Below are 9,986 nucleotides of genomic sequence, written 5' to 3'. Positions count from 1 at the left end.
CGTACCTGTCCTGTCCGCATCCCCGCCGTCGCCGCCCCTGGAGCCTGCCGGGTGTGTGCCTGGTCAGGGCGGCGTGCCCGGCTCCGTTGTCGGTGAGCTGCTGTGCGGTTCGTGGGGCGGCGACGCCACCGCTGCCGTGTGGCGTCTCGTCCGCGACCGGTGGCCGCTGCTCCTGACCGCTGTGGCGGTGCTCATCGCCATCCGAGTTCTGTGGGCGGTGTGGCGGCGGCGCGTCTGGCGGCGGCACGCCACCGGAGCACGGTGGTTGGAGATCACTCCACCGGTGACCGCTACGCCGGCCGCGACGATCGGCCTGTGGCGGCTACTCGCCACGGTGTTGCCCGCGCCGCGCCGGTGGGCGCCGCGCCCGGCCCGGCTCATCTGGGAAGTCGCTGCCGACCCGGAGGGGATGCGCTGCGGGCTGTGGCTGCCACCCGGGGTCAACCCGACCGCCGTCGTGCGGCTGCTGCAACGCGGCTGGCCCGGCGTGAGGACCGAACAGGCCCGTCCACCCGCCGTCCCGATGTCCGGGGCGGTCGCCGCCCTCGCGGTCTGGCCGACGCAGCCGGAATGGCTGCCCCTGGTCGAAGACCCATCTCCGCCAACGCGCCGAGGCACCGACGCGGGCGCCCCGGAGGAAGACCGGCTGCGAGCCGTCTACGGCGGGCTCGCTTCAGCCGGGCGCACCGGCGGCGCGCTCCTGCAGGTCCACCTCGGCCGGGCACCGGCTCACCGGCTGCGGCTGCTGCGTCGGGCGATGACCAACCCGCAGCGCGTCCACCGCCCCCGAGGTGTCTCCCGCGTCGCTGGCCTGCTCGCCGACGGGCTACGCGCGCTGATCATCGGCGTCCTGGACATCTTCACGCCCGGCCCGTCGGCCCCGAGGCGACGCGCCAATCCGAGCGACCCGTACACCGCCGAGCTGGCCCGGCGGGCGCGAGCGAAGTACGCCGACGCACCTCACCTGCTCGTCGCCGTACACGCGGTCGCCACCGGCCCCACCACGCCTGCCGCTCGCGCTGCCGCCGCTGATGTCAGCTCCGGGTTCGGGCTGCTGTCGGCGCACTTCACCCGCCGCCGGCTCCGGCGTGGAGCCGTCGCGGCAGCCGACCGGTGGGTGCCCGAGACCCGGATGAGCGTCGTCTCCGTGACGGAAGCCGCCGCCCTCGCCGGGCTGCCCGCCGAGCCGGCCGCCTACGGACTGCCCGGCGCGGCGTCCCGTCGCCGCGCCGCGACCCGCGACATCTTCCGGACCACTGAGCGGAACACGAACCATCGTCCGACGGCGCAAGCAGAGCCCGGTGCGGCCAAAGACGACGAACCGCCAACCGCCTGGAGCACCCCATGAACAAGACCAACACCAAGGCACAGGCCACCACCTCCCACCTAGAAAACCGCCGGCTGAACCTGGTGCCCGTCGAGGATCGGCACGGCCTGGGAGGCAAGGTCATCGGTGTCGCCAACGCCGGACCAGCGATGCGGGTCGGGATCTCCCTGACCGACTGCCGCTATCACCTGCACGCGCTCGGACCGACCGGCACGGGCAAGACCACCCTGCTGATGCGGATGATCCTCGACGACGTGGCCGCCGGACGTGGGGTGGCCGCGTTTGACCCGGCCAAGGGCGACCTCATCCGAGACCTACTCGCCCGGCTACCGAAGGACTGTGGTGACCGGCTGGTCCTCATCGACCCGGACGAACACACCGCGCCACCGGCGATCAACCTGCTCGACCCGGCCGTGCACGGCGGTAGCCCGCATGACGTCGCCGCGAATCTCACAGCGGTGATGGCGAAGGTGTGGTCCCGCTGGTGGGGCCATCGCACCGCCGACATCTGCTACCACGGCCTGCTCACCCTCGCCCATGTCGAAGGCGCCACCCTCGCCCAACTACCGCGGCTGCTGTCCGACTCGAAGTGGAGGACCAGCAGGGTCAACACGGCAACCAGCAAGCTGAACGCGTGGGAAGGCAACACCCTCGGCGAGTTCTGGGAAGGGTTCAACGAGCTGCCCGCCACTCAACGCTCCGGCCTCGTCGCCCCGCTGCTGTCCCGGCTGCGCCTCGTGCTGGCGCACCCCATGGCGAACAGCCTGTTCGGTGTGCCGGCCACCACGTTCTCCTTCGCCGACATTCTCGACGGCGGCGTCCTGCTCGCCCGGCTGCCCAAGGGAGTCCTCGGTGAGGACGGCACCCGCCTCGTCGGCTCGCTGCTGCTCGCGGGGCTGTGGCAGGCCACCACCGCCCGCGCCCGCATCCCCGAGGACGACCGCCCCGACGCGATGATCGTGTTGGACGAATGCCACAACTTCCTACATCTGCCCATCGGAATCGATGACGCCCTCGCCGAGGCCCGTGGCCTGCACACCTCGTTCGTCCTCGCCCATCAGTACCTGGGCCAGCTGTCCGGGGACATGGTGGAGGCGATCGACGCCAACGCCCGTAACAAGGTGTACTTCGCCCTCGCACCCCGCGACGCCATCGACCAAGCCCGGCACCTACGCCCGTACCTCGACGACGGTGACCTGATCCGCCTCGGCGGCTACGAGGTCGTCCTGCGCCCGGTCGCGGGCGGACGGATCGTCCCACCGGTCACCGCCGACACCGAACCTCCACCACCAGCCATCGCCGGGCGCGCCGGCGAGTTGCGCCGCGCCGCCCGAGACCACACCGGCCTGCCGGTTGCACGGCGGAGGCAGTTGTTCAGCGAAGCCGCCACCGCCCCAGCGGTCGCCGAGTCGTCTGCCCCGGTCGGCACCGCTGCTGCTGACCTGGTGGGCCGCAACACCTTTGCTGTTCAGGGCGAGCGGTCTAACGAGAGTTCTGACAAGCGATCCAACGAGGAACGCAACGACCACGAACAGCCGGGTGAACACGCCCCCTTGAACACGTCATACGCGCACGTGGACGGCGGTGAGGAGGACCTGTGGACCGGAACCGACTGATAAGAGATATCCCTCCTACCCGCACACCAGCCAACGGCAGCTCCCGCCTCACGGCGTCCGTTGTTGCCGCCGAACTCGGCCGGCTTACCCCCCGAGACCGGCTCCTGCTCGACCTGCTCGACCAACACCGGACATTCACCACCGACCAGCTCGTCGACCTCGCCTTCGGATCCGTCGGCCGTGCCCGCAACCGGCTCAACACCCTCCACGACCGAGACATCCTCGACCGGTTCCGCCACTACCAGCGGCCCGGCTCGCAAGCATGGAGGTGGACCCTCGGCCCGGTCGGCGCGGCCCTCATCGCGGCCGGACGCGGCGAGACGCTGCCGCGTCCGGCCGCTGTGCGCGACGCCACCGGACGACTCGCCATGTCCCCGACACTGGCGCACCTAATCGCGGTGAACGGGTTCTTCGTCGCGCTCACGGCACACGCCCGCGTGCACCCTGGGACGGGGTTGGCGCGATGGTGGAACGAGGCACGCTGCCGCGAGGCGTGCGGCAACCTGGTCCGCCCGGACGGACACGGTGTGTGGTCCGACAACGGCTCGGCGGTGCCGTTCTGGGCCGAGGTCGATCTCGGTAGCGAGACGGTGGGTCGGGTGGCGGGCAAACTCGCCGGCTACGCCGCACTACCGCCTCGGCGTGCGTACCCGGTGCTGTTCTGGCTGCCCACCGCCGTCCGTGAGGCCAACCTGCGCGCCCATTTCCGGCGGTCCGGGGTGCCGGACGGGGTGACCGTGGCCACCGCCGCCGCTGACCATGCTGCGACGTCCGGCGGTCCGGCGGGGCCGGTCTGGCGCATCGTGGGGCATCCCGACCGGGTGCGTCTGGCTGGCCTGCCCGCACCGGGCGGAGACGGTGGTGCGTCGTGGGACGGGTAGCCCTGTGGGTCGCGGTCGGGGCCGCTGTGGCGTTGCTGCTGCTCACCTCGGCCACGGCCGGTGTCGTCTCGTCCGTGTTCGGTGGTGGCGGGGGCGGGGGTAGCTGCGCCGGGGCGGTCACCGTACCGGAGGCGGTCCCGGCGGGGTTGTCGGCGGAGCAGGCCCATAACGCCTCGGTGATCGTCGCTGTGGGTGAGCGGATGCGGGTGCCGGTGCGCGGTTGGGTGATCGCCGTTGCCACCGCTCTCCAGGAATCCTCGTTGATCAACCACGGGCACCTCGGCCCGGACAACGATCACGACTCGTTGGGGCTGTTCCAACAGCGACCGTCGCAAGGGTGGGGCACCCCGGAACAGATCATGAACCCCGAGTACGCCGCCGCGACGTTCTACGAACGTCTCCTCGCCGTGCCGGAGTGGGAACGGCTACCGCTCACCGACGCGGCACAGGCGGTGCAACGGTCGGCGTATCCGGACGCCTACGCCCGCCACGAGGCACAGGCAACCGAGATCGTCGCCGCGTACACCGGCGGCACGCTGCCCGTGTGCGACGGCCCACCGATCAGCGCCTCCGGGTGGACCAGCCCGGTGCCAGGTACGGCCGGTTCTGGTTTCCGCACCGCCGACCGGCCCGACCACGACGGGGTCGACATCGCGGCCCCGAAAGACACCACCATCCGCGCCGCGTCCGGCGGCATCGTGGCGCGCGTCCTGTGCAACATCGACGGCGACTCGTGGGAACCCACCGGCGACCCGATGCCGTGCGACAGCGACGGCCACCCCGGGCTCGGCGGGTGCGGCTGGTACGCCGAAATCCGCCACGCCGACGACATCGTGTCGCGCTACTGCCACATGGTCCGGCAACCGACCGTAACTGTCGGGCAAACGGTGATCGCCGGTCAGCCAATCGGGCGCGTCGGAAGCTCCGGAAACTCGTCCGGACCACATTTACACTTCGAGATCCACGAAGGCCACCCCGCCACGAGTGGCAATGCCGTTGACCCGGTTCCGTTCATGCGCAGCAAAGGCGTAGGACCGTAATCACTGAAGTGATTTTCGGCACAATCCACAGAGGTCTTCACGGGTCGCGCAGACCGCCGCGCGTCCGGCGAACCGGGCGCGCGACATCGTTCTATCGACCGAAATTCGCGACCCCGCCAGATGGCGTGAGCGCCCGGCACGCTACCCATCCTGTGCGGCACTAGGGACAGGTGTCGAACGTGGCCCAGCGACGAACAGGGGCCACCGGACGGCACAAGAAACGGCTACAACTGTTCCCGGATCGAGCACGGAAGCGGTACGGGTGCGTCCCACCTAAAGAGTCTTGGTCAACGGGGTTGACAATCACCAGGGTGTCGAGCGTCCATGGACGTGGGCAACAAAACCGCCCCGGCGAACCGCAAAAGAAATGCGCACCGCGCGCATGCGGAATCGCCATTTGTCGACCCCTTGTATGGAGGTGCATTCGCCATGACCGCGAACATTCTGCTCACCCCCGGCACGGACGAGGCCCGGTTCGCAGTGGCCGACGCGTTGCGCCAGTACCCCGGCGTCACGGCCCGCAAGTTGGCCGGACAGGCGAGCCTGCCGCTGCCCGTCGTGACCGAGGCACTCCAGCACATGGAAACGGCCGGGACTGCCACCCGCACGCCCGATCCGGCCAAGGGCAACCGCAAGAGCGCCGATACGTGGGAACTCGCTACCCCCGCCGAGGTAACGCCCGACACGGCCGACGAGACGCCCTCCGCTGACGACGCCACCACCGGCGACGAGCCGACGCCTACCGCCGACGACACCCCGGCGACCGGCGGCACGATCCCGGACACGGCCGACGAGACGACCCCGGACGACGCCACCTCCACCGACGAGGCGACCGGCACGGCCGACGCCGAGGCCGCCACGGAAACGACGCCAGATCCGACCAACGAGCCCACCGGCACCGACGACGCGACGGCCCTCACCGACGAGCCGACGCCGGACGACGCACCTACCACCGACGAGGCGGCGGAAACGACCGACGAGGCGTCGCTGCCCGAGGCTCCCGTGTCCGGTGCGCCGGTCGCCGCGCGTCAGCCTGACCTGAAGGTGCTGATCATGGCTGGTGTCTTGGGCGGGCACCCGGACGGGATCACCGCTGACGCGGCGATCGGTGAAAGTGGCTTGTCGGTCGCGATGGGCGACACGATCCTCGCAGCGATGGAGGTTGCCGGTGCCGCCCGTCGCTTGCCGGTTGACGACGACGGCAACGAGTTGTGGGTCATCGGCGACGGGGACCTCGCCACCGTGGATCCAGCCAACGCCCCGACGCACACGACGTGCCCCACCTGCGGGCACACCCGCAAGATCCGCCGCCCCTCCACTCGCCGCGTCAGCGGCACCGGCCGTACGACCGGTGAGATCAACAGCGACGGATCGACCAAGCTCGGCAAGAACGAGTTGCGCAACCGGGTCGAGGCGTTCATGCGCGATCTCGGCACCGGCCACGACGTCACCCCCGGCACCGTCGCCCGTGAGATCGGCGGACGGAGCTCCGGCGCGGTCCGTAACGCGATGGCCAAGCTCGGCGGGGCCGGTGTGCTGATCCTGACCCGCGAGGCCCCCGAGACGTACGCCCTCGCCGACAACCCGCCCGCCGCGACCGCCGAGGTACGGGCGTTCATGTCCCCTTCACAGGCCGATGCGACCGCTGGTGACGAGACCAGCGCCGACGAGGCCACCGCCGCGCCGGTAGCCGCCTGACCTACCGCCCTGCCGGGGCCGGGCAGCCTGCCCGGCCCCGGCACCCGTACGCCCACCGCAAGCGCCACGGAAGGAACGAACAATGACCACTCACGACCGCCCCCACCACGACCACGCCACCAATGGCACGACGTGCGCGCCGGGGTCGCTGCGCTGCCCCGAATGCGGGGAACCGGCCCGGCCGGTGCCGCCGCGTCACTGGCCCCTCGACGGATTCGCCCCACGTCCGGACGCGTCGCACCGCGACGGCACCCCACTATGCCCGGTGCCAGGCCCCGATGGCTCACAACCGGCCGAACCGGTCGGCGTCGCCGCGCGGCTGACCATGCGGCAGGCCGTCCAGCAATCCTGGCTCAACCACCCTGAATGGACCGTGAGCGATCACCTCGCGTGGCTCGCTGGCGAGGGCTACGACACCGACGACGTGACCGGCCACTTGGCCGAGGTCGTCGGCCGGTGGCTGGCCGAGTACCGCCGCACCGTACCGAGATATCGCCGGCCCGACGAGACACGCGTGTACGTGGTCGCAGGCGGTGACATGGTGGCCGTGTTCGACTCGGCGGAAGCAGCCGACCTCATGGCAGTAACGATGGGCTGCGCGGATCTTGCACCGGTCACCTGTTGCCTGACCGAGGCGCAATGGCAACAGGCGCAAGCCGTTCTGCGGGCGCAGCAACCGCACATCACCGTGACCGATGCCCGGCCCAGCCATGCGGCCGGTACGTCGTGACCGACCCATCGGGCACCGGCCCGACTGCCGACCGGACCCACCGGGGCACTGCGAGCGCATCCCGCCGATCTGTCGCTGTGCCCGCATCTGGCGCTTGGTCGGCACCGTCGCGCCCGTGCCGACCGGCCCGGGGCGGGCATCATCCCGCCGGGTCGCACGGCGACAAACCCGACCGGTACCTGTTGGGCGTCATCCGCGCCTACCGAACCTGGTTCATCCCCGAGAACGGCTACACCGTGTACCTGCCGGCCCCGTTTAACGCCGTGCACACCTATCTGTACGGGCCGGACGGGCGACTACGACCGGCCACCGGTACCCGGTAGGCCGCGCCCAGCGGTGGGCGTCAAATTCGCCACAGAAACCTCGATCGACTCCATTCGATCGGCTTGATGCACCCATAGAGGTAGGAAACATTGTTTGTGACGGCGCGGCCGGGGTCGCAATCCCCGGCCCGCCGCCCACCCGAACCACACGACCCGGAAAGGGGTGCCACCGTGGCACACGAACTCGAGACGTTCGCCAACGGCGAAGCCGCCTTCGCCTCAGCGCGGCTGTCCGCCTGGCACCAACTCGGCACCGTCACCGATTCCTGCATGACCGCCCAGGAGGTCATGAGCAAGGCGTGGCTCGGAGGCTGGGAGGTCCGCAAGATCGCCATCCAGGGCATCGAGATCACCGACAAGGGCGTGACGAAGGTCGACTGCCCCGACAAGTACATGACCGTACGAACCAACCCGGTCACCGGCGAGACCGAGTACCTCGGCGTTGTCGGCGAGGACTACAGCGTGGTCCAGAACGAGCAGGTCGCCGAGACACTCAACCTCCTGGTCGACGCCTCCGGTGCGCACTTCGAAACCGCCGGCTCCATGCGCAAGGGCCGGTCGGTGTTCGTGACCATGAAGCTGCCGAGCGCGATGCGGATCGCCGGAGTGGACGACATGGACCTCTACCTCGCCGCCACCACCAGCCACGACGGCACCGCCTCGCTGCGCCTCGACGCGACCCCGGTGCGGATCGTGTGCGCCAACACGCAGGCCCTCGCCTACCAACGGTCGCGCAGCTCCTACACGTTCCGGCACACCTCCAACGTCACCAACAAGATCGCCGAGGCGCGCCAGGCACTCGGTCTGATGTGGAAGGCGTTCGACGCCTTCGAGACCGAAGCCGAAAAGATGATCAACGCGTCGCTGACCATGGGTGAGTTCGAGAAGATCGTCGCGCAGGTGTGGCCTCTCGCTGACGATGCCTCCGACACAGCACGCAACAACACCAAACAGCGCACCGCGACGCTGCGCTACCTCATCCGCGACGCCGACACGCAGAAGGCGATCAAGGGCACCCGGTGGGCCGGCTACCAGGCCATCACCGAGTACGTGGACCACTTCGCCCCCGCCAAGAACGACCTCGTCCGGGCCACCCGGGCGCTGACCGGTGCCGGAGCGGACCTCAAGGCCCGCGCCTTCGAGTTGCTGGCGGTCTGACGTGGGCCGGCACGGGGGCCGGGCCACCACGCCCGGCCCCGGTACCGGCGGGAACCCCGCCGCCGGGACCACAGACATCCCCGCCGAGCCCAGCATCACGCCGCTGTACGCACCGGCACCCACCGCCGAGACGGTGGTCGCGCTGGCCAACGAGATGTGCTCCACCTTCGCGGCGGCCGAGGTCGCCCACGCCTTGGCCGAACAGGCGACAAGCGAGGCTGAACACGCCCATCTCAGCGCAAGCGCCGCACAGTGGGACGCCCTCGTCAACGAGCGGTGGCCCGCCCTGGTCGAGGCGATCAGGACGGCTCTGCCGCACACCGGGCAGGCCGAGCACTTCATGCCGGTCCGGCCGCTGACCAACGGCCACGTCGAGCTGCACGTCCACGACGAGGCCGGCCGCCGCCTCGTCGTGCTGCTCACCGGCCGGCAGGCCCTCGCCGCAGGCGCGCACCTGACCGCGTACGGAGCGATCAGCCTCGACCGCATCGGACAGAAGCTCGACCCGAGCCTGCCCCCGCTGAAGGCCACACCACCGTTCGACCCCCACGGGACCGCCGGACAACCGGCGAACCCCGACCGTGCCGCCGGGCCGACGGCCACCCAAGCCTGACCGCCGCCGGTCGCCGCGCGGCTAGCGGTCCGACCCCGGGCCGCGCGGCACACCGGCCAACACCCCTCCGGCTCACGGCGGACTACTCGCATGGGCCCAGCCCGACCGTTCGACCTCGCCGCTGAGCCAGACCCACCCCTGAACGGAGTCCTGATGTACCGATCCATGGAGTACGGCGACACCGCCCGGGTGATCGCACCAACCGACGCCACCGAATACCGCCTCGGCACCGTCACCGACGTGAGCTACTCCACCCGGCATACCACCCATGCCCGTAGCTACACCCTCCGCTTCCCCGACGGCACCGAGCGCACCTACCCGGCAGCCCACGTCGCGTGGTGCACCCGCGCCGACGACTACGCCGCACTGGAAACCGCCTTCGTCACCGCGTGCGTGGCACTACGCGACGCCTGCCGCATCGCCCACGACTACGACGCCGACCTCGCCAACGGAACCGCGAGCCTCCTACGGCGCCTGATCGACCTCGCCCGGCTACGCCTCACGCTGACCCTCGACCCGACCAACCTCAACCGATCCCACACCAACAGCAAGACCGGAGGCGGACACTGATGCCCTCGCACCACCCCCACCCGGGATACT

General features: G+C 70.5%; 10 protein-coding genes. All 10 read left to right on the top strand.

The window, feature by feature from the left end; translation table 11 throughout:
• Window positions 1-73: 73 nt before the first annotated feature.
• The 10 genes from O7632_RS10305 (at window position 74) to O7632_RS10260 (ending at window position 9,956) form a co-directional block, all read left to right on the top strand.
• Window positions 74-1,348 (top strand): hypothetical protein, encoded by a 1,275-nt coding sequence (locus O7632_RS10305; RefSeq protein WP_278113500.1) that lies wholly within the window; start codon window positions 74-76, stop codon window positions 1,346-1,348.
• The gene (locus tag O7632_RS10300) at window positions 1,345-2,943 is read left to right on the top strand and encodes a type IV secretory system conjugative DNA transfer family protein (RefSeq protein ID WP_278113499.1); all 1,599 of its coding nucleotides are present in this window, start codon (window positions 1,345-1,347) and stop codon (window positions 2,941-2,943) included. Before O7632_RS10305 ends, O7632_RS10300 begins: the two co-directional genes overlap by 4 nt.
• A gap of 8 nt (window positions 2,944-2,951) precedes the next feature.
• Window positions 2,952-3,824 (top strand): replication-relaxation family protein, encoded by an 873-nt coding sequence (locus O7632_RS10295; RefSeq protein ID WP_278119953.1) that lies wholly within the window; start codon window positions 2,952-2,954, stop codon window positions 3,822-3,824.
• Complete coding sequence (locus O7632_RS10290) at window positions 3,812-4,864, top strand: M23 family metallopeptidase (RefSeq protein ID WP_278113498.1); 1,053 nt, start codon at window positions 3,812-3,814, stop codon at window positions 4,862-4,864. Before O7632_RS10295 ends, O7632_RS10290 begins: the two co-directional genes overlap by 13 nt.
• Before the next feature lie 429 nt (window positions 4,865-5,293).
• The gene (locus O7632_RS10285) at window positions 5,294-6,562 is read left to right on the top strand and encodes a hypothetical protein (RefSeq protein ID WP_278113496.1); all 1,269 of its coding nucleotides are present in this window, start codon (window positions 5,294-5,296) and stop codon (window positions 6,560-6,562) included.
• A gap of 325 nt (window positions 6,563-6,887) precedes the next feature.
• Complete coding sequence (locus O7632_RS10280) at window positions 6,888-7,292, top strand: hypothetical protein (protein WP_278113493.1); 405 nt, start codon at window positions 6,888-6,890, stop codon at window positions 7,290-7,292.
• Between the two features lie 182 nt (window positions 7,293-7,474).
• Window positions 7,475-7,615, top strand: a complete 141-nt coding sequence (locus O7632_RS10275) for a hypothetical protein (protein WP_278113491.1) — start codon at window positions 7,475-7,477, stop codon at window positions 7,613-7,615.
• A gap of 171 nt (window positions 7,616-7,786) precedes the next feature.
• Complete coding sequence (locus O7632_RS10270; RefSeq protein ID WP_278113489.1) at window positions 7,787-8,773, top strand: DUF932 domain-containing protein; 987 nt, start codon at window positions 7,787-7,789, stop codon at window positions 8,771-8,773.
• Between the two features lies 1 nt (window position 8,774).
• A complete protein-coding gene (locus O7632_RS10265) occupies window positions 8,775-9,386 on the top strand; it encodes a hypothetical protein (RefSeq protein ID WP_278113487.1) in 612 nt (203 codons plus the stop codon).
• Between the two features lie 153 nt (window positions 9,387-9,539).
• Window positions 9,540-9,956 (top strand): hypothetical protein, encoded by a 417-nt coding sequence (locus O7632_RS10260; protein ID WP_278113485.1) that lies wholly within the window; start codon window positions 9,540-9,542, stop codon window positions 9,954-9,956.
• The last annotated feature ends 30 nt before the right edge of the window (window positions 9,957-9,986 follow it).

Origin of the sequence: Solwaraspora sp. WMMD406, assembly GCF_029626025.1 — a bacterium.
In the GTDB taxonomy this organism is placed as follows: Bacteria; Actinomycetota; Actinomycetes; order Mycobacteriales; family Micromonosporaceae; genus Micromonospora_E.
This window is presented reverse-complemented; position numbering and strand designations above follow the sequence as displayed.

What these genes read in the sequence shown, in the direction of transcription:
- O7632_RS10300 (WP_278113499.1), top strand. Translation starts at nt 1,345, where the DNA reads ATGAACAAGACCAACACCAAGGCACAGGCCACCACCTCCCACCTAGAA.
- O7632_RS10285 (WP_278113496.1), top strand. Translation starts at nt 5,294, where the DNA reads ATGACCGCGAACATTCTGCTCACCCCCGGCACGGACGAGGCCCGGTTC.
- O7632_RS10280 (WP_278113493.1), top strand. Translation starts at nt 6,888, where the DNA reads ATGCGGCAGGCCGTCCAGCAATCCTGGCTCAACCACCCTGAATGGACC.
- O7632_RS10260 (WP_278113485.1), top strand. Translation starts at nt 9,540, where the DNA reads ATGTACCGATCCATGGAGTACGGCGACACCGCCCGGGTGATCGCACCA.